This window comes from Haloarcula regularis (assembly GCF_029338315.1).
Lineage (GTDB): Archaea > Halobacteriota > Halobacteria > Halobacteriales > Haloarculaceae > Haloarcula > Haloarcula regularis.
The window spans coordinates 1131773-1157319 of the sequence record NZ_CP119794.1; the positions used below are offsets into that span (position 1 = coordinate 1131773).

Consider the following 25547-nt stretch of genomic DNA (forward strand, 5'->3'; position numbering starts at 1 on the left):
CCGACGACGGCCGGTCGCCTCGTCACTCGCTCAGCACGTCGTTGTAGACAGCAGCGTACTCGCGGGCGGTCCGCTCGATTCGGAACTGCTCGGCCCGCTCGACGCTGGCGTTGCCGAGTTGCGCCGCCCGGTCGGACGCCGTGAGCATCTCGGCGAGTCGCGCGCCGAACGCGCCGGGGTCGTCCGGGTCCGCAAAAGCCGCGGCGTCGCCGAGCACCTCGTGGAAGACGGGGATGTCGCTCGCGACGACGGGGAGCCCGGCGGCCAGCGCCTCCACCGCGGCGACGCAAACCCTCCGCGCGGGAGGCGATGGCGAACGCGTCCGCCCCGGCGTACAGTTCGTAGACCCGTTCGCGGGACACCGACCCGACGAACCGGACGGCGTCTTCGACCCTGAGGTCGGCGACCAGGGATTCGATGGCCGGACGCCGTGGGCCGTCACCGGCGAGGACGAGCCGTGCGGTGGGGTGGTCTTCCAGCAGCCGCCCAAACGCACGAACGAGCGTCTGGTGGTTTTTCACAGGGACGAACCGTGCCGCGCAAACGACCGTCGGTCCCGCGCCGAATTCGGCAGGCGTCGCCGCCCGGACGCGCTTGACGTCGACGCCGTTGTGAATGACTCTTGTTGGGGTCTGCGCCGCACTCAGTAGCGCCCGCTCGACCAGCCCGAACGAATCGAGCGTTGTCTGCGAGTTGCCGACGACAACTGTCGACAGCGGGAGCGTCGGGGCGTTGGCGAGATTCTGGAGCGTGGTCATGGAGTCGTGCGCACGGTGTTCGGTGTCGACGATGCGTCGTCGTGCGAGCGCCCCGAGGACCCGTCCCGCAGACCCAAGGAAGTTGTCGTGGGTGTGGAGAATGTCCACTCGATGCTCGCGCAACTGGGTCCACAGCGCCCGGAACGCACCCAGGTCGAACCGCGAGTCAGCGCCAAGAGCCGCAACGTTGACGGCGTCCAGTCCCGGGATGCCATCGGGGGGTTCGTCGTCGTAAAAGGGGACGATCGTCACGTCGGTGTCGGTCTCCCGGGCGAGGACGATAGCGAGTTCCACGGGAATAGACGTCGCCGAGACCGACCCGACGAGGAACAGGACCGACACCATGTTCGTGGCATCGGCGGGTCGGCGGTTAGTCGTTGTGATGGCGAGCGACCGTCGAGGTGGTCGGAATTCGCGGCCCAACGTGCGACTGGGGTCACGCTTCGTCCCGTCACGAGACGAGGGTACGCTTGAGTCGCCGGGCGCCCTCGTAGACACGTTCGCCGCCGAGCGCGGCCAGCAGGTGCGGGTACACGTTGGGCTGGAACGGGTCCAGCGCCACAGCACACAGGAGGTGGCGCCGGCCGGCGGCGTACTCCCCGTTGGCGAGAGCGGCGTAGCCGAGTTCGTGGGCCAGGTGGCCGCGAAAGCGCCGGTGGAAGAGGCGGCCGTACTCAGCGGCGACCGGACCGTACTTTTCGACGAGCAGCGGCGCCGACGTCTCGGCCTTGGCCCGGTAGTTCCGGCTTATCTGTTCGCCCTCGTTGTGCCTGACCACGAGCGGGGCAGCCACTGCCGCGAACTCTGTGTTCGCGGAGAGCCTGACGTAGAACTCCCAGTCCTGCCAGGACGGGAACCGCTCGTCAAGGGGACCGGTCGCTCCGAGCGCGTCGGCGGCGACGAACAACACGGAGAACGAACCCACGACGTTGCCCAGCAGGAGGCGCTTTCGCAGGTCGCCCTCGCGGTCGGCGGTCGACACCGCGGTCGTCTCGCCTGCCGGCCCGACCTGTTCGATGCCGGTGTAGACCGCCCGGACCGACTCGTCGGTCTCGCGGTAGCGAGCGACTTGCCGTTCGATCTTCTGCGGGCGCCACTCGTCGTCCGCGTCGAGGAAGGCGACGAACTCCCCGTCAGCAGCCTCGATACCCGTGTTTCTGGCGGCGTTCGCCCCGTGGTTCTCGTCGTGGCGTACGACGGTCACGTCGGCGAGTCCTGCAGCGTCGGCGTCCTTGACGGTGTCCGCGACCGGCTCCGGCGAGCAGTCGTCGACGACGACGAGCTCAACTGGATCGTAGGTCTGCGCGGCGACGCTCCGGACGGCGCGGGCGACGGTTCCGTCGCTGTCGGTCTCGTAGGTGGGGACGACCGCGCTGACGAGCGGTGACGACACATCGCGACCGTTCGCCACCGGCGTATTTAAATGCTCGACTGGCCGCCGTCGAATTCGTGTCGTCATCCGGCCGGGCCCGTTTCGCGGCCAGGTCAGGTATTCGGCTACAACTGCTCGCCGGGCGGTCTGGTCGCGCCGCTGTCCAACTCCCGGTTTCTCTCAGTCCCGGTCGCGTCCGGAGTGTAGGCTCCGACGAGTATTAAGATAAATAACACGTAGGTCGAGATTGCCGTCTGGTAGCCGAAGGCGTTAGCGGCGACGAACCAGACTGCGAATAACGTCATCCAGAGCCGGGACAGTGTCCGGTCGCGCTGGATGAGGTGCCGGACGACGACCGCGAGCAAGGCTCCGTAGACGACCAGTCCCACCAGTCCTAAGTCGACGCCGACAGAGACAAAGTATTGTGGGGTGAGTGCTGTCGGCCGAAGTACGGGATCATGGCGGGTTTGAACCCGGCGCTGCCGACGCCGAGGACTGGATGTTCGCGGAAGACGTCAAGGCCGGCCAGCCAGAAGCGCATCCGTCCGTCACCCTGGAGGTTTTTGAGAATCGCCGCCGGAAGCGTGGCGAGTCTTCTGTAGGTGACCGACGGGATTGACTGAAGGACTACCGCAGCCGCTACAGCACCACTGATGAGAAATGTCCAGCGGTGACGGCGGATCAGTGGGTTTTCGAAGCCGTAGACGACGACGAAGCCGACAGCGGGGACAAACGCGATGAGGCCACCCCGGGAGCCGGTGGCGAAGACTGCCGCAGATCCGAGGACGGTGTAGAGGTAGTTGAAGACGGTCATCCAAGTCCCGCCTGGGGCGTCTTCGGACTGGGCGAGATACCAGGCAACGGGTATCGTCAGTGCGAGGAATACCGCGGTACTGTTGGGCCCGTACCCAATTGCCGATATGCGGTTGTACGCTTCATAGCGCTGGACTACGCCGAAAACCGCTTTGATCCCGATGGTCGTGAGCAGGGCCGCTCCGCCAAACGCCCACGCCTGGAGCGCGTATAGCAGATCCCGGCGCGTTCGGAGCGTATCCCACAGTGCGAGGAGAAATCCCGTGAAGTAGATGTATCGGATTGACCGAGCCAGCGCCCGACCGGGATCGATTGCCCACAGTATCGAGACCAGATTCAGGCAGGCGAAGACCACGAATATGATGTGGAATATGTTCGGCGAGCGCGTCGTATCTGTCAGCAACACCTTCAGGGTCCATGCGAATCCGAAAACCGCGCCAACGTAGATACCGATTGTAAAGGTTCCGGACGGATAGTATGCGTTGCGCCACGGAACTATAAATACGACCGCGAGAGCGAGCCAGAAACAAACGTTGGACAGCGCTGTGTCCGGTGATTGAGTTTCATAACCATTATCTGAAAACGTCGACATATTTCGACATTCATGCGGGTCACAGTAAACCCTTCTCTCGCGGCTTCGGTCATAAAGTATTAACCCGACCGCTGGAAATATCGAAATGGTGCGACTAAAGCGGTATCTTCGGACAATTCGGGCGAATGCGACCGACCGCTACTGGTGGCGCGACGTCGCGATTCCCCACTTCCTCAGGACGACGTACTACCGCTGGACTCAGCGAGGAATCCGCGTCCTCAAGGAAGACTGGGACAACCTAGTATTGTTTGACGCCTGTCGCTACGACATGCTCGCAGAGACTGGCTGGCACGCCGACCGACTGGAGTCGCGCCGCTCCCGTGGATCGAACACCCCCGAGTTCCTCACGGAGAACTTCGTCGGCGCCGACCTGCTCAATACGGTGTATGTCACCGGCAATCCACAGGTAGATGTCTACCTGAGCGACGAGTGCTATGAGGTGGTGAGTGTCTGGGAGTCTGCATGGGACGAAAAACTCGGGACGGTCCCGCCCGGTCCGGTGACCGAAGCGGCCATTGAGGCCCACGAACAGTATCCCGATAAGCGAATCGTCGTCCACTACATGCAACCCCACTATCCGTTTGTCGGCGAAACCGGACGCGAGGCCATCGGGGAGCAGTCCGGGGTCGAGCTCTCGCGGCGACTCGCCGACGGCGAGGCGGACGCTGACCGCGACCACGCAACCGTGTGGGAACGACTCCAGGCTGGAGAACTCAACAACGAGACGGTCTGGAACGCTTATATCGAGAACCTCGAACTCGTCCTCCCGCACGTTGAGGAACTCCTCGACGCCTTCGCGGGCCGGACCGTCGTCACATCAGATCACGGCAACATGGCCGGCGAGCGCGTCGGTCCGCTCCCCTTTCGTCTGTACGGCCACCCCTACGGCATCTACACGCCTGAACTAGTCAAGGTTCCGTGGCTGGTCTTCGAGCGCGGAGAGCGCAAGCGGGTGGCCGCTGGCGACCGCTCGCGTGCTACCGAGTCAGTCGGAGACGCCGCCAGCCGACGGCTGGAAGCACTCGGATACAGGTGAATGTCTCGGTGACGTCGGAACGCCTCCTCAAACGATGAGGGCGTCAAGGTCGTCGACGTTTCTGAGATCCGTCCGGAAAAATTCGGCGTTGCGTGCAATCCGGTCATCGCTCCAGTCCCACCAGGCGATGTCGAGCAACTGTTCGCGGGTATTGGCGTCGAACCGCCAGCCCTTATGTTCGGCAGGGACACCGGCGACGATTGCGTACGGAGGGACGTCGTCGGTAACGACCGATCGGGCGCCGACGATCGCGCCCGTATCGACCTCAACGTCCGAGAGGACGGTCACGTCAGCGCCGAGCCAGACGTCATGACCGGTTCGAATCGGTCCGTCTGAAACGTGCGGGAGCTCGTCATCGAGTCGGTCGCGATAGAACCGCATCTGGAGAGACGGTCTGTGCATCTCATGGTTGCGCGATTCGAGTGTCGCCCGTCGCGCGATTGCATTGTACTTCCCGAACCTGACGTCGCCCACCGCTTCAACCCCTCTGACGAGGTTTGTTCCTGCGCCGACGATGACCGTCCCCTCCAACCGGGACTCAGGACCGATCCGAGCACGGTCGGCGACTTCAATCCTTCCACGCGCGTATGCGTCGCGTTCGATCTGCGCGCCGGGCCCGATTTCGACGTCACCCTCCAGTCGGGCACCGCGCGCGATAGTGGCCGTCTCGGAGACCTCGAACCAAGTTGAGGCCGGCGAGGCGGTGAGGGCATGGCGAACTATGGCAGGGTAACCAGTCTTCGAGAGGAGGCGGGAAATCGCCGACTTGAGGCGCTGTGTAGGTGGCATCTCGACCTCAGTCAGTTGTCTCCCCGAAGGGGCTGGACGACCGGTTCGCCTGCGAGCACGCGGTCGATTACGAAATCGATGTGTTTGTTCCCGGGTGTTAAATCGTCGTGGTCGACGGGGAGCGCGTGGACGCTCCCAAAATCGTCTTTCGAACTCGTCTCGTAGACCGGATACGGAATGTGTTTGCGGACCCACAGCAGGTGGGCGTACCGACGGGCCCGCGTCTGCATCTCGGCGGTCATTTCGATGTCCTCGATGTTCCGGAGCGTCTCGAGATACGCTTCCCGGCCTTCGGGGTCTATGGTGAAACCGTGACCTCTGTAGTGGACGTCGGCTGCGACAATTGCTGGGATCCCCTCAATCGCCATCTCCAAGGCGAGGTTCGTGCTGTAGACGACTCCAATATCGATATCGGCTATCATCTCGTAGGGGCTGACATCAGTGTCGGGTGGTAATAGATCGATACGATTAACGAGTTCGGGGTGTTCTCGCTGCAGCCAGTGGTCGAGCCGGCGGTTGGAATCACGCATCGCTTCGGCAGGATGGGGTTTGAGTATCACAGAGACGCTCTCGTGCCCGGTCAGTGTCGATAGCGTTTGGACAACCCACTCGTAGGGGTTGGCAAACGTGATCGCCTTCGAACCCAGCGAGGCGTCCCACATGAGATTCGAAAACACCCCAACCATCAGCGCTTCGTCGTCCGCATCGACGGACTCGTCGGCACCGCCAGCGTAGTGGTATCGGACCGTCGACCCGTCGCGTCGCCCCTCGATTAGCTCGTCGAGTTCTTCGTTCTGTTCATCTTTCAGTGGGCGTTCTAGTACCTCGTCGAGATATGCCTGATCAGTGTAGGTCGGTAGTGGCGTCGCGTCGTCGAAGTAGCCGACGATGAGCGTCCGGTCTCGCTTGCCACCCATGATCGTGATCGTCTGGACGCCTCGTTCTCTAGCTGCCGCGAGCGGGACGCCACCATAGAGGTACGCTGGATGGTTCCCCAGCACGTGGGTAACGTCATGTTGATTGAGGAGGTGATCGGTCGCATCGACGAGATGGGCACCGCTCCGAAGAAAACCTTCGTACATCATCCGCGTCTCTGCATCTTCGAGGTTGATCTCGTTTCGCTTGAGTCTATTCCGCGTTGATCCGATTGCGAAATTTGAGAGGTCGACACCACCGTACTCAACGTCGAACGGGTCTTCGGGGTCGTCAACGGAGAACTGCTCGCCTGTATTGACAGGAACGTCGCTCAGATAGATCGGATCGAGTCCGAACGCATCGAACAGTTTCCGACCAGTGTGAGTACATACAGCACACCTGGCGTCGTCGTGCTCGTCATGACGCCTTTTCATACACATCTCGAGGCTCGCATCACAGAGGAGAACAAGTGGTTCGTACCCGCGCACGCGAAAAGCGTGAGCTAGCGCACAGACCATGTAGTTCCTGACGGGGGACCGGCCTTGAACAAGCGGATAGAGGATCATCCCCTCCGAGGCCCCCGCGTACTCGAACTCTCGGATCGATGCGTCGACGAGCTCGTGTTCGTCTGTGATTCGATTCACGACCTGGTTGAGCAGTCGCTCGCGCTGGCCCATGGTCGACGCGACCGACAAAGCTGACTCGACTGCCCGCCACTTGAGGTCGTGTTTCGTCGGCATCAATAGAAACCGGTAGAGCGAACCGACAGAAAACCCTTTCACATTTTCCGTCTCGTCAATTTAAAAGTGGGTGGTGTGTAGCAGACCGCCCTTTAGTATCTTAGACTCTTTGCCCGTTTACTTTGGCCTGTCGAGATTAAGTTTCTCAAATGCGTCTATCACGTCGGGTTCGCGCTCCCCGAGGTTCCCATCGAGGTACTCGTCGACGATGTCGTTGTCGTAGAGGTCGTAGAGGACCCGCAGGTGGTGCGGGTCGAAGTCGTCCGAGAGAAAGAGTTTTCCAGTACGCGTCTGCTTTTCGACAGGGAGCGAACCGGCCTCGGAGAGCTGTTCGAGCAGCATCACGGTTTCCTCGGCGAACTGGACGACGACGTCGGCAGCAGTTTCGTGGACGCCGTTACCCCGCTCCAGTTCCGGGACAGTGTGGTGGACGATGCCGCCAGCGTCGGGTTCGGGCACAATCTGGTGGAGCGTCCCCCCGGCGAACTGCGGTTCGAGGAAGTAAAACGGCCAGAACAGCGTCGCAGACCCCTTGTACCGCGGGGAGAGTCCCAGATGAAAGTTGAGCCGCCACTCCGGAAGCACCGGTAACACGGGGTCAAGGATTAGGCCGGAACCGAAGATGAAACAGGCGTCGGCGTCGGCCTCGCAGACGAACTCCGCAACCCGCTCGGAGTTGAGTTCGTCTCTGTCGACGAACAGCGTCGGAGCGACGTCCTCGTAGCGCTCGACCGACCGGTCGCCGTAGGTCGCCCGTTCGACTTCATCGCGTCGCTCGAAGTGGTGCTTGAAGAGCTCCCGGTCGTGTTCAGGCCACCCCACCGGCGGATCGGGCAGCGTGCTCTCGCGCTGCATCGAGACGATCCCCGCGATCTCCAAGTCGTCCGATGCAATCATCTGTTCGTGGACGTAGACGTGTCGGGCGTGACTTCCGGAAAACAGGAGTAGTTTCATGCTGACTCCTCCAGCAGCCCCGCGTCGACCAGCTCACAGGCAGCCCGGTGGAGGGTACGTGGGTTCATGCCGGAGCGATTAGCCAGTTGGAACAAAGTCGTTTCGCCATCGCACCCGAACATCAGCCAATTGATCGCGTCGAAGACGTCACCGGATGCTGCCTCGCCGTCGTCCAGTCGGTACTCGAACGACTCGTGGTCTTCCCCCTTCAGGTGGCCCGGCTGTTTCTTCTGCCCACCAGTTGTCGGATGTAGGTCGTGTCTGTCGAGTTTGAACTCACAATGCGGGTCGACTCGCTCATAGACGCGGTCGGTCTCGAGGAGATTGATCGCTCGGGCGTACCGGTCGAAGGTCTTTAGGAGTGCCTCGCTAGAGACGAACGAGAGGTCGTCTTTCGATGTGTGGTAGGCGTCGTATTCATAATATTTGTCCTTCGCGATGGTCCCGGTCGGAATGCGAAAGCCCGGCGTGCCGTACTGTCGCTCGTCGCTGCCGGTCGGAGCGAACTCGTGTTCGTCGTACTCGTCGCCCGCGAGCGCCCAGCGAGCAGCCATGTCGACCGGATGATCTCCCTCGAACGACTCCTTATAATCGAACGTCCCCGTCCCGCCACGGTCGTGACGACGTACCCACCGTCGACGGTTTTCATCGCGTTTTCGTGTTCGTGTAGATAGCTTATCGCGCCGATCGTCTCCGGGACGACAATCAGCCGGTAGGAGTGGTGCGTCGATCCCTGTCGGAGTAACTCGAACAGCAGCGTCGCCAGGATGAGTCCCGAGAGGTTGTCGTTGGCGAGCGATGGGTGACAGCAGTACGTCGAGATTATGTACTCTCTTTCGCTTTCTCCCTCGATCTTGGCGTCGGCATAGGTGAGTTCCCCCTCGGGGTCGAGGTCGCTGTCGATGTACACCTCGTAGGTCTCGTCTTCGTCCATCGCCTCTAGCGTATCGTGGCGTATACAGAACCCCCAATCGCGCTCGTAGTAGGTCGTTCGGTACGGGATAGCGTCGGGCATCCCCGGGAGCGTGTGGAGGTGTTCGCTGAGCTCGTCGAACGACAGCTCGACATCGACCGGTACACTGTAGTTGACGACGTGGAGGTTGCTGTCCGCGAAGTCAACAACACGCTTGCCGCTGCTATCAGTGACGTATGCGTCACGGATATTCCACTCCGGGGGTACTTCCCAGTCGTAGACCGGCGTTCCCGACGGGACTGTCCTAACGTTCAGCGGCGTCACGTCCGAGAGTCTGTCCAGCGTCTGTCGGACGCCGTTCCCGGTCAGACTCCGCGTCAGCGGGAAAAGGTCCGCGAATAACTCCTCTACACGGTCGAAACTTGCTCCGGTCATCTATTCGTGACAGATAGTGACGGAGTAAAACGGCACCGTTCTACTTGCTGGTCGCCGGGACTGGCGCGCGAGTTACGTTACGATCGTTCTGACGACACCGGTTTCGGCGTCCGGCGGTCTGTGAGGGCGACTCGTGGTGCAACCAGAGATCCCTGTACCAAAAAAACGACAACTATACTTTCGTGGCCGGGAGACCTCCACGGTATACGGATGGCCTCTCCGAAAGTCAGCGTCGTCGTCACCGCACACAACTACGCCAAGTACCTTGAGGCCTGTCTTAACAGTGCGGTGAACCAGACCTACGACGACTACGAGGTAGTGGTCGTCGACGACGGTTCTACCGACGAAACCCCCGAAATTCTCCGCGAGTACACCTACGAGTACCCGGACCTGTTTACGACCGTTCGACTGTCAGGCGAAGGTCTCCCCACAGCGGCCAACGCCGGAATCGACACCGCCGAGGGAGAATACGTCGTCAGACTCGACGCCGACGACTACTTCGACGAAAACATCCTGACGGTCCTCTCGAACTACCTCGACGCCAACCCTGACATCGACCTCGTCTACCCCGACTACTACACGTTCGACGACGGAGAGGATATCATCAACCACGTCCGCCTACCTGAGGTGGGCGAGGAGATCAAACTGCTGAATCGGAGCCCGCTCGCGGCCGGCGCGATGTACCGCAAGTCTGCATGGGAACAACTCGGTGGATACAACGAGTCCTTGGACTACCAGGAGGACTACGACTTCTGGATCCGGTTCATCTCGGAGTTCGACGTCAGGAACGTCAACCTCCCACTGATGTACTACCGCCAGCACGGCGAGAGCATGTCTACGAACCTGAGCGGCCGTCTCGACGCCCGGCGCTCAGTCAAACGGGAGTTCGTCGAGACCAAACTGGAGGGCGACCTCGTCGACCGCGAAGTGCTCGCGGTGATCCCCGCCCGGACGGAACGCCGGATCGACGCCCCCGATGGGGTAGGCGACCCGCTCGGCGGGAAACCGCTCGCCCTGTACGAACTCTGCGGGCGACCGCTCATCGAGTACACGATCGAGGCGGCACTCGAAGCCGACCGCGTCGACAAGGTCACCGTCTCGACGGAGAGTGAAGCGATCGCCGAGGTAGCTCGCCATGCGGGCGCCGAAGTCCCCGCGTTGCGTCCGGAGCGACTGGCAGCCACGCACGTCGAACTCGCCGAAGTGGTTGCCAACCACCTGGACGTGGTCGCCGCCAGTGGCGCCTACGAACCGGACGTCGTCGCCATCCTCCCGTACGTCTCACCGCTGCGGACGGCCGCCCACGTCGACGAGGCTCTCGACACGAAGCAGATCTTCTCGGTCGACTCGGTCATCGGCGTCGAGCAGAACAAGAAGTTCCTCTGGCAACCGGGGAAGTTCGGGCTCGAACCGCTCTTCGAGGAGCGGCTCCTCCGCGAGGAGAAGGAGGGACTCTACCAGGAGAACGGTGGCCTCTACGTGACCGAACCGTCCGTGGTCCGGAACCGCTCGCAGATCATCGGTGAACACGTCGGACACGTGTTGATGCAGCGCCACGCGTCGGTCCACGTCGACTCCTGGCTCGACCTTTCGCTGTGCGAGCGCGTTCTGGAGACGGCGAATGAGACGGAAACGCCGGTGAGCGAACTGGAGAACGACGATGACTGACGTCCTTGCGGTCGTGGCGGCCCGCGGCGGCTCGAAGGGTGTCCCCGGAAAGAACCTCCGTCTGATCGACGGCAAGCCGTTGGTCGCCTATCAGGTGGAGGCGGCAGTGGGCGCCGAACACGTCGACGAAGTGATCGTCTCGACGGACGACGAGACCATCGCAGACGCGGCCAGAGAGGTCGGTGCCGACGTGCCGTTCACGCGGCCAGCGGACCTCGCTGGGGACGACGTTCCGGTAATCGCCGCGTTCGCACACGCCGCGGAGTACTGGCGTGAGGAACACGGTACGCCGACCTACACGCTGGGCCTCCAGCCCACCTCGCCGTTCAATCCGAGCACGGACATCGACACTGCTGTCGAGAAGATACGAGAGACAGGCAGTGACTCGGTCGTGAGCGTCGAACGGGTTACCGAGACCCATCCATACCGCGCCTATCGACTGGAGGGTGACCGCGTGAAACCGTTGGAGGGCGTGACGGTGACCGCGGCCGAGCAGCGTCAGGATCGGCCCGATGTCTACGGCTTCACTGGAGCGATCTACCTGCGACAGACTGAGTTGCTCTTCGAGTGGGATGGGGACGACTTCGCGCTAGGCGAGGACGTGCGCGCCGTCGTCCAGTCCGGTCGGTCCACAGTCGAGATAGACACCGACTTCCAGCTCGAGCTCGCGCGAGCGCTGGCAGCCTACGACGGGCCCGAGGCGGAGTTTCCGCCAGGTGTCGAACCGCCGTCGACGGACGGGGCACACTAAGCGCCGGTCACTCGACGACGGTCAACCGTCCGGGCACGGTGCCAGGACTCGCGACTCCCGGACAAGCGAACTCACTCGTCGATCGTCGCCTGTATCTTTCGTTCCAGTTCCTCCGGCTCGATGGTGATTGGGATGTTCAGGTCGTTCGTCGTCCAGAGTTGATGAATCTCTTCAATATGGTTCCGGATATCGACGATACAGAGTGACCGAGAGCGACGGTTAACGACCGCTACGAGTTGTAGGCCGTGTAAAACTCGAGTAACATTGTGTCTTCCGCCTACAGGATGTTGAACAGCTCCACGACACGGACTCCTGCGAGGCTTCGAAAATGTAGCAATCTTTCGCAATCCACCAAACAGGGATGGGATGAGAGCGTATTCTGATGAACTCGACCTCGGAGAGCAGTAACTGAGTCCGACACTGGTTCGCCGCTGTTCGCGAGTTTTAAGCCCCGCCCCACACTCCGTCAAGACATGAGTCTCCGCGGAGACACACCGTACATCATCGCCGAGGTCGGCGGCAACCACGGTGGCGACGTCGATACCGCGAAACGCTACCTCGAGGCGGCCGCAAAAGCAGGTGCGGACGCGGTTAAGTTCCAGCTCTATCGCGCCGAGACGCTCATCGTTGAGGATGCCGACCCGCTCCCGCTGGCCAGCGACGATGTCGACTCCCAGTTCGAGCGTTTTCGTAGCCTCCAGCTCACGGAGGACGAATGGCATGAACTCGCCGCCCTCGCAGACGAAAACAACGTAGACTTCGCCGCGAGCCCGTTCGACCGCGAGTTGGCCGACCTAACCGCCGAACTCGCACCTTTTATCAAGGTCGCCTCCGGCGAGGTGACGAATGTTCCCTTCTTGCGTTATCTCAACGACCTCGGCGTACCGGTCGTGATGTCGACTGGCTTCGCGACGGTAGACGAGGTACGGACCGCCGTCGCGCAACTGCCGGACGTCGACCTCACCTTGCTCCACTGCGTAGGCTCGTACCCGACGCCCGACGAGCAGGCCCACCTCGAACTCATGGACGTACTCGCCGAGGAGTTCGACGTGCCCGTGGGGTATTCCGACCACACGGTCGGCGTCCGCGCGCCGCTGGCGGCCGTCGCCCGCGGTGCGACCGTGATCGAGAAGCACTTCACGCTCGACAAGTCCCAGAACGTCGGCGACCACCGCCTTTCAGCGAACCCCGAAGAGATGGCAACCATCGTCGAGGAGAGCGAGCGCATCGCCGCGATGGTCGACAACTGGGACCGCGAGACCTACCTGCCGGTAGAGGAGGAGATCCGTACCGACATGCGACGTAGCCTCGCGGTCTCCGAACCGGTTTCGGTGGGCGACCACCTGACAGAGGACGTGCTGACAGCGCTGCGACCGGCGACAGGTATCGACCCGCGTCGGATCGACGACGTGGTCGGGACTCGAGTGACGAGGGACCTCGCTGCGAACACTATCTTGATCGAGGCTGACGTCGAGGAGTGAGAGGACCTGTGTCGATACCGGACAGCGAAGGCGTTATTTGCCGGCGCAGATTTGGTGCACTCACATGGATCTGAAAGACAAGGTACTCAGCACCGCGCGACGGGGCGGTGTCGACGGTCCAGTCCTCTCTCTATACTATGAGATGCTCGACAACGACATTGACTTCGACGTGGACGAGCGCATCGCCTCGTACTCGCTGGCAGCCGAGGACGTCGAAGGACGGGTGCTGTTTCCGCTCGTCGAGTCGGGGAAACATGCGTGGACATACACCTCGTCGATCCTCGCCCACGCGTTCCGGGTTCGGGGCTACGAACCGATGTTTCTGGTCTGTGACGGCGATCTCGGGATGTGCCCGCGACAGTTCGACAGAGGGGAGTCCCCTGCGACGTGTTCGAAGTGCCACTACAAGGGTAACCGAATCCTCCAGCAGTTCGGCTTCGACCACGCGACCGTCGGTGAGGTACTCCCGAGCGGCTACGAACCTCCGTCACTCGGCGGATACGACGACCTCAGGGATGTCACCTACCGGGATGTCCACGTCTCGACGTTCGCACTCGGGTCGACCCGGCAGGCGCTCAGGAAATACCACGTCGACTTCGAAGACCCGGAAGAAGGACGTGTCTACCGGGAGTTGCTCCGGAACTCGCTGGTGCTCGTTGACGCGCTCGAGGCGCTGCTTGACCGGACGTCAATCGACGTGGCGATCGGGTCGCGACCAGTTTATATGTACGAGGGGATGCTCCTCGAAGTCGCCGCGAACCGGGGACTCGATGCCCGAACCTACCACGCCTCGGGGTTCCGGTCGGAGAAGATTCTGTTCGGGGACCTGTCGAACGAGCACTCCCACCAGACGTTCACCGACGCCGACTACGTCGAGGAGGTGCTTTCGACACCGCTGAGCGACAACAAATGTGTCGAGGTTGACAATATCATGGCGGGCCGTCAGGATGGTTCCGAGGTCCGCGTCCACTACACAGAGGGCGCGAACGAGACCGTCGAGGCCGAGGACTCGGAGACGGTGCTGGGACTGTTCACACACGTGCTCTGGGACGCCGCCATCGAGGTCGAGCAGATCATCTTCGAGGACATCTTCGAGTGGGTCACCGAGACCATCGAGTACGTCGGAACGAAAGACGACACGCGACTGATCATCAAGCCACATCCCGGCGAACTCGGTCGGAAGACCAACGAGAAGATGTACGACTGGATTCACGACAACGTCGCCGACGTCCCAGACAATGTGGATGTCCTCCGACCGGACACCGACGTCGACACATACAAACTCATCGAGCAACTCGACGCCGGACTGGTGTACGCTTCGACGGTCGGTCTCGAGATGGCCTACTACGGGTATCCCGCCGTCGTCGTGGGCAAGGCCCACTATCGCGACTTCGATTTCACGTTCGACCCCGACACGCTCGCAGAGTACTGTGACATGATCGATTCCGCCGCGGAGCTTGAGGTGACGCCCGAGATGCGCGATCGCGCTCGTCGGTACGCCCACCTCCTGCTGGTCCGGAAGGAACTCGATTTCCCCTACTACTCGGTCTCGGGGTTCGATCATACGGCGTACAGGGATGTCGAACACGACGACCTAACGCCGGGCAACGAACCGTTCGATACGATCGTGGACTGCATCTTGGCCGGTGATCCGGTTGTCAGGAGCTGATCGTCACGGGCGCCCGGTTCCCTCGGTGACCTCAGGGTGGGCAAACCGACCACCCACTCCGCTCCATGTGGAACGGCGACTTTTTCGGGGTCACTCTCCATTTATCGGCCGTGAACGTGACAGTGTCCACGGTGATAAGCGTCCAAGCGCGGATGGGGTCGACAAGACTGCCCGGCAAAGTGCTTTTGGACATTGGGGGTGCCCGCGTCCTCGAGCGCGTCGTCAACCAGTGCTCGACTTCTGACGGTCCCCCCGTCGTCGTGACCACGGGTAACTCGCCGGAGAACGAGGCCGTTCAAGAATGGTGTCGTCGGGCGGCGGTCGAGTGCGCGACCGGTCCCGAAAACGACCTGCTCAGTCGTCACCGGACTGTCGCCGACCGAACGGGTGCAGACTGGTTAGTCCGCGTGACCGGCGACTGCCCGTTCGTTCCATCGAAGGAGGTAGAGCGATTGCTTGACGAACATGGTCGAACCGGGGCCCGATACACCACGAACAACACCGACGCAATGCCGATCGGCACAGCCGTCGACGTGTTTGACCGATCGCTACTCGCGGAACTCGACGAGGCTGGTGCCGACCACCCGGTCAAGCGACCGCGGGCGAACCCTGACCGGTGGGGGACGCGGTTTTCACCGAATCCGGAGTTAGAGCCTTACGCTGGCGTTCACGTCGCCGTCGATACGCCCGGGGATTATTGGACGCTCTCCGATGCGGTCGCCGCAGTCGGGGACGGCCCGCGAGCGGTCATAGAGTGGGTGGCCGAGAACCGGTCTAGGCGTGAGATCGACTGATATCACTGACGCCAAGAGTGGACGCTGGCTACGGACCAGAGACGATTGTCGCTCGCTCGGCAAACCGAAGGGCGGTCGCATGACGCGCCGTGACCTCGACGAGCCGCAACCCGACTGGACGTGACAATGCGAGTCCCCGTCCCCGCTCTCCACAGGAAAGGTACTTGTGCGGGCGCCGACTGTCGAGTGGTATGCCCACTTTCGAAACAGAGGACATCGGGACGTTCGTCGCGCTCGGGGGGACCTTCTCGTCACACCAGGAGGAGAAAAATCGCCGGTACCGCTGGCCGGACGCGTGGGTCGTTCCCGACGCGGCAGTCGTCCCGGAGGGCGCAGCCATCGAGATCCCCGACCGCGTCGAGGAGGTAAAGCCCGCTTCCGAACTCACGGCGGTCATCGGCGCACCGATCCACCGCGCCTCCGAGAGCGAGGCCTGGGACGCTATTGAGGGCTTTACTGTCTCGAACGACGTCACGGCCGCCGGCGACTGGCCGGGCTGGTCCGACCCCGACCACGGCATGGTCACGGGCGTCGGGTACAAAATCCTCACAACATTCTCGCCTATCCTGACCGAATACCGGTCGAAAGGCGAGGTCGACGACTACGTAGATCTCGACGTCGAAGTGCGGGTCGACGGCCAGGTATCGGTATCGGGGTCGACGAACCAGATGGCCTTCGGGATCGGGGAGATGGTCTCGTTTGCCAGCCACATCACGCCGCTGGAACCGAACGATGTCGTCGCACTTGGAGACCCCGGGAACCCACGACGGACGCTCGACGACGCGGAGTCGGTGACTGCCTCAGTCGAGTCGATCGGGATGCTTGAGAATCCGATCCGTCGCGTCTAATGCGCCTCGTCGTTCGCGCCGACGGCGACGCGGACGTCGGGTACGGTCACCTCGTCCGGACGGGTGCCCTCGCCGGAGAACTCCTCGGGCGGGGCCACGGCGTCACCTACGCGACGACGACGCCCGGTCCGGTCGAAACGGTCTGTCCGACGGGCGTCGGCATCGTCGAACTGCCCGCTCGCGGTGACCCGGGTCCGCTCATCGACTACATCGCTGGCGCGGGCCCGGACGCCGTCTTCACCGACGCGTACCCGATCGATACCGACTACCAGCAGGCCCTCCGCGAGGTGGTCCCGCTCGCAGTCCACCAAGATGATACGCGCCACGCGGTCTGTGCCGACCTCTTCTTTAACTGGAACCTCTACGGATCGGACCGGAACTACGAGTTCGTCGGCGAGCGTCCACAGACCTGTCTCGGGACCGAGTACACGCTCCTCCGGGAGTCGATCCGCGAGCGCGCCAAGCGGGACCCGCCGTGGCGCGACGACCCGGAGCGCGCCGTGATCACCATGGGGGGCAGCGACGTCGCAGGCCTGACGCCTGCGGCGGTCCGGGCGTTCGACGGACTGGATCTGCGGGTCGACGCGGTGGTCGGGCCCGGATGCTCGGACGCACAAGCCGAGACAGTAGAAGCCGCCGCCGCGCTATCGCCCGACGTGCGGGTGGTTCGTGACCCACCCGACCTCCCGGAGCGCCTGTTCCGGGCGGACGTGGCGGTGACGACCGCCGGGAGTACGGTCTACGAACTGCTCGCGCTCGGGACGCCGTTCGTCAGTCGGCCGGTCGTCGACAACCAAGCGCCGATCGCTCGGGCGCTCCGCGAGCGCGACGCCGCCGTCGTCCTCGACCGAGACGGCGGCGAGGAAGCCATCCGCCGTGGCGTCGAGGCGCTCCTGGACCCGGAACGGCGGCGCACCTACTGCGAACGAGGGCGGCGACTGGTCGACGGTCGCGGTACCGAGCGCGTGGCTGGGGAAGTCCTTTCACTGCCAGGGGAGAACGCGGACGCATGAGTGACGGTGAGCGCGACGAGACGGACGACGGCGGGCGCGCCGGTTGCGAGCGTGACGACGGGCACAGCAAGACGGCTGACAGCGGGAGCGAGACGACGGTGGTCTTTCTCGGCCTAAACGACGCCGGTCAGCGCGTCTACGAATACCTCTGCGACCGCGACGGCGTCTTCGTCCACTCGCTTCTGACCACGAGAGAGCAGTTACGGGTGGTCGAGGCGGCCGGACCGGACTACCTGGTCTCGTGTGGCTACTCTCACATCGTTCCCGAGGAAGTCCTCGAGATCCCCGCCGAGGGCTGTCTCAACCTGCACCCGGCGCTGTTGCCGTACAACCGGGGGGCGAACCCGAACGTCTGGAGCATCGTCGAGGGGACGCCCGCCGGCGTCACGCTCCACTACATGGACCCGGGTATCGACACCGGGGATATCGTCGCCCAGCGAGAGGTCGAGACAGACTTCTCGGACTCCGGGAGAGACCTCTACGAGCGCCTTAAAGACGCGCAGGTCGACCTGTTCCAAGAGGTCTGGCCCGCCGTCGAGGCCGGGGAGGCATCGGCGTTGTCCCAGGACGACGACGCGGGCACCTACCACACGACAGACGAGTTCGACGACCTCTGTGAACTCGACCCCGACGAGTCGATGCCGGTCGGAGCGTTGCTCGACCAACTGCGCGCACTCACGTTCCCGCCATACGACAACGCTTACGTCGAGATCGACGGCGAACGCTATTTCGTTGAGGTCGACATCAAGCGCGCAGAGGAGTGACGGCGCGAGTGCCGTTCACTCCGTCAGGTCCGACCACTTGATGCCTTTCCCGCTGTCGATGTCCCGGGCGGCCGTCTTCCCGACGATTTTGTCGTAATGGCGGGGATGGAGACCGCGCTCGAGCTCGCCCGGGCGGAGGACGCGGACGTCGTCGTAGGTGACGGTTTCGCCGGCTGCGACGTCACTGACAGCGTGGACGCCCCGGCGGGCTTTCTCGTGGAGTTCATCCTCAACGTCCAGGACCCGGACTTCGCCCGAACCCAGGGCCTGCTCGGTGTCGCGGACGGCCGCCACCATCCGGTCGAGTTCGTTGGGTTCGAGCGCGAACTCGTGGTCGGGCCCCTCCAGGGTCTTGTCGAGCGTGAAGTGCTTCTCGACGACCGTCGCCCCGAGTGCCACGGCGGCCGACGGTGCCACCACCGGGTCGAGCGTGTGGTCCGAGAGGCCGCTGTGGACGTCGAAGGACTCCCGCAGCGTCTCGACGACGCGGACGTTGGCGTCGTCGAGAGGGGTCGGGTAGGCGGCGACGCAGTGCAACAGCGCGAGCGCGTCGACGCCGGCCGCCTGGAGCACATCGACAGAATCGGCGACGTCCTCGTGGTCGTGGGCGCCCGTCGACATGATCACCGGCTTGTCGGTGGCGGCGAGGTGCCGGAGGAAGGGGTGGTGCGAGCTGGTGTAGGAAGCCACCTTCCAGGCGGGGACGTGCTCCGCGAGGTGGTCTGCGGAGCGCTCATCGAACGGCGTCGAGAGGAAGTGGACGCCCTGGTCCCGGCAGCGTTCGGCCAGGTCCGGGATCCACTCGTAGGGCATCTCCATCGACTCGATGATGTCGTAGATCGACCGGTCGTCGTCGAGGTACTCCACGCCACCGCTGTCCTCGACATAGAGGTCCTCGGCGCGGAACGTCTGGAACTTGACGGCGTCCGCCCCCGCCTCGGCGGCGACGTCGATCAACTCGTACGCGGTCTCAAGACGCCCGTTGTGGTTCGAACCCGCCTCGGCGACGATGTACGTCGGTTCGTCGGGTCCGACCGCCCGGTCGCCGATCTCGAAGGTGTCCATACCCGCTCCACGACGACCACGAGGAAAAAATCACCTACTCGACCGGACCAGCGTCCCCGCGTCGACTCCCGAAAGCGACGGTCACCCGGCGTGATACGCGTGCAACCGCCGGACTGCCTCAACGACGTCCGCGACGTCCCCGTCGTCCATCGCCGGATACAGAGGGAGGCTCACCAGTCCCTCGTAGACGCGTTCGGTTTCCGGGAAGTCGCCCCGTTCGTAGCCGAACTCCTCCTGGAAGAACGGATGGAAGTGCAGCGGCACGTAGTGGACTTGGACGTAGATGTTCTCGGCGTGCATCGCGTTGACGAACTCGGTGCGGTCACAACCGAATCCCTCCCGCACCTCGACCGCGTAGAGGTGATAAATCGGGTCGCTGTTCGGGGCGTCGGGCGGCGTTCGCAACCCCTGGACGTCGGCAAAGGCCTCGTCGTACCGGGCGATGATCTCGTCGCGACGGCGCTTAAACTCGGTTATCCGGTCGAGTTGTGAGATCCCGAGTGCCGCTTGGAAGTCGGTGATGTTGTAGTTGTATCCTTCGCCCTCGGTGACCTGGTACCAGGGTTCGTCCTCGTGGCCCTTCGGGGTGTAGTTCATATCGAACGAGCGCAGTCGGCGCAGGCGCTCGGCCAGGCGGTCGTCGTCGGTGACGACCGCTCCACCCTCGCCAGTAGTGACGTTCTTGACCGGGTGGAAACTGAAGATGGCCATATCCGGTCGCGAGCCCACGGGTTCACCCCGGTGGGTGCCACCGAATCCGTGACAGGCGTCCCAGATGACGGTGAGGTCGTGCTCGTCGGCGATGTCGAGAAAGACCTTGACGTCGGGCGGGTGCCCGGCGTAGTGCATCGGAATCAGCCCCGCAGTGTCCTCGGTTATCGCCGCCCGGACAGCGTCGGGGTCCAGATTCCGGGTATGGGAGTCAATGTCGGCGAAGACAGGGGTCGCGTCAGCGTAGGTGGCGGCGTGGGCCGTCGAGGCGAATGTGAGAGGGGTCGTAATCACCTCGTCGCCGGCACTGAAGCCCGCGACGCGACCACTGAGATGCAACGCCGCAGTCCCGGAGGTGACGGCAACGGCGTGGTCCACGCCGACGAGATCGGCGACACGATTCTCAAACTGCTCGACCGTCGGCCCACGCGTGATGTAGTTGCCCTCTAGCGCCTCGGCGACCACTTCCTTGTCGGCTTCTGTAATCGACTGCCCGCCGTAGCCCATACTCTCCTCGCGGACCGGGGTACCGCCGTACGCCGCAGGAGTGTCGGTACCGTCGCCGTGGAGTACCGGGTGGTCGGCATCGCCGCCGGCCGGTGTCGGATCGTCATCCGGCGTCGAGTCGTCGGTCATACTCGTTCGCGCATCCACGTCCGCAGTCGGTCGACACCCTCTTCGAGCGAGACGGTCGGCTCCCAGCCCAGCAACTCGCGTGCCTTGCTAGAGTCACAGCGCAACCGATCGACCTCACTCTGGGGATGGTGGTGCTCAACGTGTTCGATCGCAGTGTCGCCGGTCGCTATTAGTTCGGCGAGCTCGTTGATGCTCACGTCCTTGCCGGTGCCGGCGTTTATTACCTCGCCGACTGCATCGTCGTGTTCGCTTGCGTCGACGACGAAACGCGCACAGTCGGTGGCATACAGAAGGTCGCGTGTCTGCGTCCCATCGCCGTAGATATGCAGGGTCTCGCTCGTCAGATCGCGCTTGGTGAAGATGGAGACGACGCCGCCGGCGTTGCCCGTCTTCTGAAAGGGGCCGTAGGTGTTGAACGGCCGCAGCACGGTGACAGGCAAGTCGTAGCCGTGGTAGTACGACATCGCGATGTCCTCGCCGGCGAGTTTCGTCCCGGCGTAGGGCGAGGCGGGGTCGACGGGGTGTTCCTCGTTGATGCCGCCATTGGCGTTGGCGACGTCGTAGACCATGCAGGTGCCGACGAGCGTGAGACGGGTGTCTGTCCGCCGGCAGGCCTCGAGGACGTGTTGGGTGCCGACGACGTTGGTTTCGAAGTGCGATTCTGGGTCTTCGAGGCTCTCGTGGACGTCGATCTCGGCCGCGAGGTGCAGACACAGATCGACGTTGTCGAACTGGGCGGCCACACGGTCAGCGTCTCGGACGTCGCCTTCAACGAGTGTGAACGACGGGTCGTCGGCGACGGCTGCGACATTCTCCCGACTGCCACCCGAGAGGTCGTCGTAGCCCCGGACGCGGTACCCGCGGTCAAGCAACTCCTTCGTGACCCACCGGCCGATGAATCCGGCTGCTCCAGTCACGAGGACGGTCTCGGCCATTCAGCACACCCCCGTTCGTTCGAGAAGTGCGGCGATTTCCTCACGGGAGAGCTCTCAGCCTGTTCGGAGGACCGAACGATTTTGCCGGGGGGTTCGTAGCTATCCAATCCTTCGTGACTAAGATAGCCGTCGGAGCCCTTCTCAGGGGGGATAGCGTAGATCGAACCTTTTTTAACAGCACGGGCCGCTTCTCGTTCGGTCATCACCTTCTCGTGCAGAGTCTCGCCGACGCGGCGCCCGACGATTTCAATGTCAATATCTTCCGGATCATAGCCGTGTTGCGGGGCAAGTATTTCGATCATAGACTCAGCGAGGCACTCGATGCGCGCCGCCGACATTTCGTGGAGGAACACCTCGCCACCCCGAGTGCTAGTGGCGGCCTCTAGCACCAGGTCGGAGATTCCCCTCTCGGTGATGAAAAAGCGGCTCATGCGTTCATCGGTGAGCGTCACGGGGCCGCCGTCGCGAATCTGCTCGCGGAATAAGGGCACGACTGACTCCGAGGACCCCAGCACATTCCCGAATCGCACCGACGCGAGGTTGAGGTCGCTGCGACCGCTGTACTTGTTGCCGGCCGCGACCAGTTTCTCGCCGAGCAGTTTCGTTGTCCCCATCGTGTTTGCCGGGTGGACAGACTTATCGCTGCTGGTGAACACGAGCCGGGTCGCCGTGGAATCAATGGCGGTGTCTACGACGTTCTGGAGGCCAACGACGTTCGTTTTGACGGCTTCGAATGGGTTGTACTCGGAGATATCGACGTGTTTCATCGCCGCCGTATGGATCACGACATCAATGTCTTGCATAGCTCGCCCCAGTCGATCCTTGTCTCGCACGTCACCCAGGAGGAAGCGGAGTCTTTCGTCGTCGTGCTTAGATTTCAGGCGAGAGAGACCTGGTTCGTGGTTATCAAGCATTCTGATAACGTCTACGTCTTCTTCAACCAACCGGTCAACAAGCGCCTGACCCACTGACCCGGCACCGCCTGTGATGAGAAACTTCTTGTTGGAGATGAACTCTGAGTAGTTAGACATCTATGCGCCCTCCCGCTGTGTCATGTATAATTGTGCATAGGTGCTGTCGTTTGTGATCAAGTCTTCGTGTGATCCGACTTCGACGATTTCACCGTCCTCCACCGCATAGATTCGGTCGGCATTTCGAACAGTTGAGAGACGGTGAGCGATAGCGATCATTGCATAATCTCTGTTCATCGCTTCGATATTGTGTTGTACATCGTTTTCGATTCCTGTATCCAAATCACTCGTGGCCTCGTCCAAAACGAGTAGATCCGAATCCGTGAGTAGGGCTCTTGCGAGTGCAATTCGTTGTCGCTGGCCCCCGGAGAGACGTACTCCATCGTCCCCCAGTGGCGTCTCGTACCCGTCGGAGAGGTCGTCAAGGAACTCGGACACCTGCGCGACCTCACATACCCTTTCTATTTCTGCTTGCGAAGCGTCTCTGTTTCCAATCGTGACGTTCGCTCGGAGGGAATCATTAAATATATACGGTTTCTGGCGAACGACGGAAACCTTCTCTCGCCAGTCGTCGATATCGAAATCGGCAATCGACTTGCCGTTGGCCAGAATATCGCCGTCGGTAGGTTCGTACAGCCGAGCCAGCAACGATACAATTGTGGACTTGCCGGCGCCCGAAGGGCCGACAAAGGCGATAAACTCGCCTCGCCGTACGGCAAAGTTTAGATTCTGGAGGACCTGATCTTCTGCGCTCTCGTAGGAGAAGTCCACATCGTCAAACTCAACCTGGGTGACAGAGTCCGGAACTGGTAGGCTTGCATTTCAGGCTCGGACCGCTTTTTCAGTCGGTCAATGAACCGTTGTGTCCTCACAAGGTGTGGTAGGTCAGCATTTAGGTTATACGCCAAACTGTTCAGCGAACTCACCCGTGGACCCAGTCGGAACATGGCGAACAGGAACACGCCAAGTTCGCCGATGCTGAGTTCAAAGAAGGAGAGTCCAACATATATAAGTGCGAACATCATCACCGCCGTCAATAACTGATAATAGTTCTGTATCGCCTGTTGGTTTCGATAGTACTTCACACGCGTTGTCGTAAAGTCATTGACGGCAGTCGAAAAACGCTCCATGAGTTCACTTTGCAGATTAAACAGCTTGATATCACGAATCCCCTGTGTTCCCGCCTGTGCATGCTGTTGAATTCGCTCGTTGGCGTCGGCGACAAGGTCGCCAAGGTCGTATCCCGATCCCAGAACGGAGGTGAACAGGTACGAGAGGAACCCGAAGATGGCTGCCGTAATGACTGTCAGTACCGGCGCAAGATACAGTGCCAGCGACAGATACATTACAGTCAAGAAGAGGAGTTCGACAGTCCTGACAATATGTCTAAGTACTCGCCCAGCGTACTCGGCTTGGGTGACGATGGCGTTCAAGATGTCGTCGGATCCCTCGTTGTCGAAGTAGGTCACCTCAGCGCCGACGGCATGAGTGAACGCCTCATTCTGAAGGTATTGCACGTAGTACGTCTCGATCGCGCCACGGAACCATCCGACAACGAAACTCATCGTGAAGCGGACGCACAGTACGAGCGACGCACCGACGACCAAATAGGCGAGTGAGAATGGAATGTCTAAGAAATTATAGACATCGGCGAACAAACCAAGGAGTCCGGAAGCTTCACTGGGGTCAACATCTCCTCGGGCGAGTTCAACGATGGGCATGATGAAACTCAACCCGATACCCTCAAAGAACGCTGCTACGATACTAAGTAGGATTGCTCCAATCGCGAGTTTTGGGCGATACTCCGCGGCCCGAAGGAGGGCTTGGAATCGCTCTTTGAGAGAGATATCCTGAGAGACCACGTCTTTGTAGCCATGATACCCTGTCGAGGTACAAAATGGATTCGATAGCTGATACGGGTAGGAAAGACGGATTAAATGCTACTGTCCAGCCATTTTACTGATTTGGTCGCCTCTGACTTATGTGACCACAGCGATATGTCCCGATAGTAATCAGTTAGGAACATTTTGCGAGCGGGCGACAATCTACAACCAGTTTCCCACGGTTTCGAGTTCGATATGGCTGAAGCAGTTAGAGAGGTGCGAAGTTCTGGAATGACCTACTAAAAACATTCAGGACGCTGACTTCCGAGGTCAACACAGAAGACTACGATGCTACAATTTCGAAATTATGACGAGTAATCACACTCACTGATAGGAGTATGTCGTGAGTTCCCCCTGTGACCTGAAAAGACCAATAGTTTCTCGGTTAAACCAGCAAGAAATACGTATATGATAACAGATTTATCACAATACGACGATGATGCGCCAGATGTGTGGTGACCATGATGTTGCTCTATGCATACACTGAACCGACATCACTGGCTAACATACAGGGACGGGTGTATGAGAGGACCACTCGTACACTGTTCCGTTGACACTCAAGGACGTCGGTTCGGTGTTGTGCAATCGGAAAGGCATCTGATGGTTGGGTTCCTTCTCGCCGAGTCAACAGTCGGCATCAACCGGATAGCAGTCCTCATCTCCGGGCTACTGACCCTACCTCTCAGCGTGTTCAATCCGCTGTTTCCGCCGGTCGTGTCGCAACTGTGCACTGAGGGTGAAGTAAGTGAACTTCAGTCAGTCTACTAGACTGACACCCGGTGATAACGGCAGCAATCCCACTGGCACTCGTCAGCGTCCTGAGTAGTCCGGAACTTCTCATAGTCATCGGGTCCGAACTATCAGGTGATAAACTCAAATTATCCCTGTTCGCCGTCGACCAATTGAGGAACTTTGCCTTTAGCCCGAGTGGTTATTTCCTAATGATGACTGGCCATCAGCACCCCACTTTGATCAATTAATGAATTCCTGGGGCACTAAATCTCGTTCTCAATTACGTTTCATACAAGAATCCAGCGCCGT

General features: G+C 61.5%; 20 protein-coding genes and 3 pseudogenes. 9 read left to right on the top strand and 14 right to left on the bottom strand.

The annotated features are described in order from the left end of the window. Positions 1-22: 22 nt before the first annotated feature. From P1N55_RS19640 to P1N55_RS06190, 4 genes and pseudogenes are all read right to left on the bottom strand, one after another. Positions 23-1103 (bottom strand): annotated as a pseudogene (locus P1N55_RS19640) (glycosyltransferase family 4 protein). Between the two features lie 106 nt (positions 1104-1209). Further along, the gene (locus P1N55_RS06180; protein ID WP_276278069.1) at positions 1210-2151 is read right to left on the bottom strand and encodes a glycosyltransferase family 2 protein; all 942 of its coding nucleotides are present in this window, start codon (positions 2149-2151) and stop codon (positions 1210-1212) included. 104 nt (positions 2152-2255) lie between these two features. Beyond that, complete coding sequence (locus P1N55_RS06185) at positions 2256-2519, bottom strand: hypothetical protein (protein ID WP_276278070.1); 264 nt, start codon at positions 2517-2519, stop codon at positions 2256-2258. 5 nt (positions 2520-2524) lie between these two features. Beyond that, on the bottom strand, positions 2525-3535 hold the full coding sequence (locus tag P1N55_RS06190; protein ID WP_276278071.1) for an O-antigen ligase family protein: 1011 nt from the start codon (positions 3533-3535) through the stop codon (positions 2525-2527). A gap of 85 nt (positions 3536-3620) precedes the next feature. Here P1N55_RS06190 and P1N55_RS06195 point away from each other — a divergent pair, with 85 nt between their 5' ends. Further along, on the top strand, positions 3621-4571 hold the full coding sequence (locus P1N55_RS06195) for a hypothetical protein (RefSeq protein ID WP_276278072.1): 951 nt from the start codon (positions 3621-3623) through the stop codon (positions 4569-4571). A gap of 27 nt (positions 4572-4598) precedes the next feature. Here P1N55_RS06195 and P1N55_RS06200 read toward each other — a convergent pair whose 3' ends face one another. The 5 genes and pseudogenes from P1N55_RS06200 to P1N55_RS06220 form a co-directional block, all read right to left on the bottom strand. After that, positions 4599-5360, bottom strand: coding sequence for a CatB-related O-acetyltransferase (locus P1N55_RS06200; protein WP_276278073.1), 762 nt, complete (start codon positions 5358-5360; stop codon positions 4599-4601). 11 nt (positions 5361-5371) lie between these two features. After that, positions 5372-7015 (bottom strand): hypothetical protein, encoded by a 1644-nt coding sequence (locus tag P1N55_RS06205; protein WP_276278074.1) that lies wholly within the window; start codon positions 7013-7015, stop codon positions 5372-5374. 117 nt (positions 7016-7132) lie between these two features. Further along, positions 7133-7969 (bottom strand): hypothetical protein, encoded by an 837-nt coding sequence (locus tag P1N55_RS06210; protein WP_276278075.1) that lies wholly within the window; start codon positions 7967-7969, stop codon positions 7133-7135. Further along, a complete protein-coding gene (locus tag P1N55_RS06215) occupies positions 7966-8523 on the bottom strand; it encodes a DUF4910 domain-containing protein (protein WP_276278076.1) in 558 nt (185 codons plus the stop codon). The genes P1N55_RS06210 and P1N55_RS06215 overlap by 4 nt, the downstream gene beginning before the upstream one ends. Positions 8524-8558: 35 nt before the next feature. Next, positions 8559-9317 (bottom strand): annotated as a pseudogene (locus P1N55_RS06220) (DUF4910 domain-containing protein); the annotation flags it as partial. Positions 9318-9527: 210 nt separating this feature from the next. On the opposite strand from P1N55_RS06220, the gene P1N55_RS06225 reads away from it, so the two are divergent. The 8 genes from P1N55_RS06225 (at position 9528) to P1N55_RS06260 (ending at position 18305) form a co-directional block, all read left to right on the top strand. Further along, positions 9528-10985 (top strand): glycosyltransferase, encoded by a 1458-nt coding sequence (locus P1N55_RS06225; protein WP_276278077.1) that lies wholly within the window; start codon positions 9528-9530, stop codon positions 10983-10985. Continuing rightward, positions 10978-11736, top strand: a complete 759-nt coding sequence (locus tag P1N55_RS06230; RefSeq protein ID WP_276278078.1) for an acylneuraminate cytidylyltransferase family protein — start codon at positions 10978-10980, stop codon at positions 11734-11736. The genes P1N55_RS06225 and P1N55_RS06230 overlap by 8 nt, the downstream gene beginning before the upstream one ends. Positions 11737-12209: 473 nt before the next feature. Beyond that, complete coding sequence (locus P1N55_RS06235) at positions 12210-13217, top strand: N-acetylneuraminate synthase family protein (RefSeq protein ID WP_276278079.1); 1008 nt, start codon at positions 12210-12212, stop codon at positions 13215-13217. A 64-nt stretch (positions 13218-13281) separates the two neighbouring features. Beyond that, entirely contained in the window at positions 13282-14886 is a 1605-nt protein-coding gene (locus tag P1N55_RS06240) for a capsular polysaccharide export protein, LipB/KpsS family (protein ID WP_276278080.1), read from the top strand. Between the two features lie 110 nt (positions 14887-14996). Next, complete coding sequence (locus tag P1N55_RS06245) at positions 14997-15680, top strand: cytidylyltransferase domain-containing protein (RefSeq protein ID WP_276278081.1); 684 nt, start codon at positions 14997-14999, stop codon at positions 15678-15680. A gap of 191 nt (positions 15681-15871) precedes the next feature. Continuing rightward, on the top strand, positions 15872-16528 hold the full coding sequence (locus P1N55_RS06250) for a fumarylacetoacetate hydrolase family protein (protein ID WP_276278082.1): 657 nt from the start codon (positions 15872-15874) through the stop codon (positions 16526-16528). Continuing rightward, on the top strand, positions 16528-17541 hold the full coding sequence (locus P1N55_RS06255) for a PseG/SpsG family protein (protein WP_276278083.1): 1014 nt from the start codon (positions 16528-16530) through the stop codon (positions 17539-17541). The genes P1N55_RS06250 and P1N55_RS06255 overlap by 1 nt, the downstream gene beginning before the upstream one ends. Then, on the top strand, positions 17538-18305 hold the full coding sequence (locus P1N55_RS06260; RefSeq protein WP_276278084.1) for a methionyl-tRNA formyltransferase: 768 nt from the start codon (positions 17538-17540) through the stop codon (positions 18303-18305). The genes P1N55_RS06255 and P1N55_RS06260 overlap by 4 nt, the downstream gene beginning before the upstream one ends. Positions 18306-18320: 15 nt before the next feature. On the opposite strand, the gene P1N55_RS06265 is transcribed toward P1N55_RS06260, so the two are convergent. From P1N55_RS06265 to P1N55_RS19905, 5 genes and pseudogenes are all read right to left on the bottom strand, one after another. Continuing rightward, positions 18321-19370, bottom strand: coding sequence for an N-acetylneuraminate synthase family protein (locus P1N55_RS06265; protein WP_276278085.1), 1050 nt, complete (start codon positions 19368-19370; stop codon positions 18321-18323). An 81-nt stretch (positions 19371-19451) separates the two neighbouring features. Further along, positions 19452-20717 (bottom strand): DegT/DnrJ/EryC1/StrS family aminotransferase, encoded by a 1266-nt coding sequence (locus P1N55_RS06270; protein ID WP_276278086.1) that lies wholly within the window; start codon positions 20715-20717, stop codon positions 19452-19454. Then, positions 20714-21652 (bottom strand): NAD-dependent epimerase/dehydratase family protein, encoded by a 939-nt coding sequence (locus tag P1N55_RS06275; protein WP_276278087.1) that lies wholly within the window; start codon positions 21650-21652, stop codon positions 20714-20716. The genes P1N55_RS06270 and P1N55_RS06275 overlap by 4 nt, the downstream gene beginning before the upstream one ends. Continuing rightward, on the bottom strand, positions 21631-22683 hold the full coding sequence (locus P1N55_RS06280) for an SDR family NAD(P)-dependent oxidoreductase (protein ID WP_276278088.1): 1053 nt from the start codon (positions 22681-22683) through the stop codon (positions 21631-21633). Before P1N55_RS06280 ends, P1N55_RS06275 begins: the two co-directional genes overlap by 22 nt. Further along, positions 22684-24344: pseudogene (locus P1N55_RS19905) on the bottom strand (ABC transporter ATP-binding protein). Positions 24345-25547 lie beyond the last annotated feature (1203 nt).

Coding starts and splice junctions, on each gene's coding strand:
- P1N55_RS06190 (WP_276278071.1), bottom strand. CDS start 3,535: ATGTCGACGTTTTCAGATAATGGTTATGAAACTCAATCACCGGACACA.
- P1N55_RS06195 (WP_276278072.1), top strand. CDS start 3,621: ATGGTGCGACTAAAGCGGTATCTTCGGACAATTCGGGCGAATGCGACC.
- P1N55_RS06200 (WP_276278073.1), bottom strand. CDS start 5,360: ATGCCACCTACACAGCGCCTCAAGTCGGCGATTTCCCGCCTCCTCTCG.
- P1N55_RS06205 (WP_276278074.1), bottom strand. CDS start 7,015: ATGCCGACGAAACACGACCTCAAGTGGCGGGCAGTCGAGTCAGCTTTG.
- P1N55_RS06210 (WP_276278075.1), bottom strand. CDS start 7,969: ATGAAACTACTCCTGTTTTCCGGAAGTCACGCCCGACACGTCTACGTC.
- P1N55_RS06215 (WP_276278076.1), bottom strand. CDS start 8,523: ATGGCTGCTCGCTGGGCGCTCGCGGGCGACGAGTACGACGAACACGAG.
- P1N55_RS06225 (WP_276278077.1), top strand. CDS start 9,528: ATGGCCTCTCCGAAAGTCAGCGTCGTCGTCACCGCACACAACTACGCC.
- P1N55_RS06230 (WP_276278078.1), top strand. CDS start 10,978: ATGACTGACGTCCTTGCGGTCGTGGCGGCCCGCGGCGGCTCGAAGGGT.
- P1N55_RS06235 (WP_276278079.1), top strand. CDS start 12,210: ATGAGTCTCCGCGGAGACACACCGTACATCATCGCCGAGGTCGGCGGC.
- P1N55_RS06240 (WP_276278080.1), top strand. CDS start 13,282: ATGGATCTGAAAGACAAGGTACTCAGCACCGCGCGACGGGGCGGTGTC.
- P1N55_RS06250 (WP_276278082.1), top strand. CDS start 15,872: ATGCCCACTTTCGAAACAGAGGACATCGGGACGTTCGTCGCGCTCGGG.
- P1N55_RS06255 (WP_276278083.1), top strand. CDS start 16,528: ATGCGCCTCGTCGTTCGCGCCGACGGCGACGCGGACGTCGGGTACGGT.
- P1N55_RS06260 (WP_276278084.1), top strand. CDS start 17,538: ATGAGTGACGGTGAGCGCGACGAGACGGACGACGGCGGGCGCGCCGGT.
- P1N55_RS06265 (WP_276278085.1), bottom strand. CDS start 19,370: ATGGACACCTTCGAGATCGGCGACCGGGCGGTCGGACCCGACGAACCG.
- P1N55_RS06270 (WP_276278086.1), bottom strand. CDS start 20,717: ATGACCGACGACTCGACGCCGGATGACGATCCGACACCGGCCGGCGGC.
- P1N55_RS06275 (WP_276278087.1), bottom strand. CDS start 21,652: ATGGCCGAGACCGTCCTCGTGACTGGAGCAGCCGGATTCATCGGCCGG.
- P1N55_RS06280 (WP_276278088.1), bottom strand. CDS start 22,683: ATGTCTAACTACTCAGAGTTCATCTCCAACAAGAAGTTTCTCATCACA.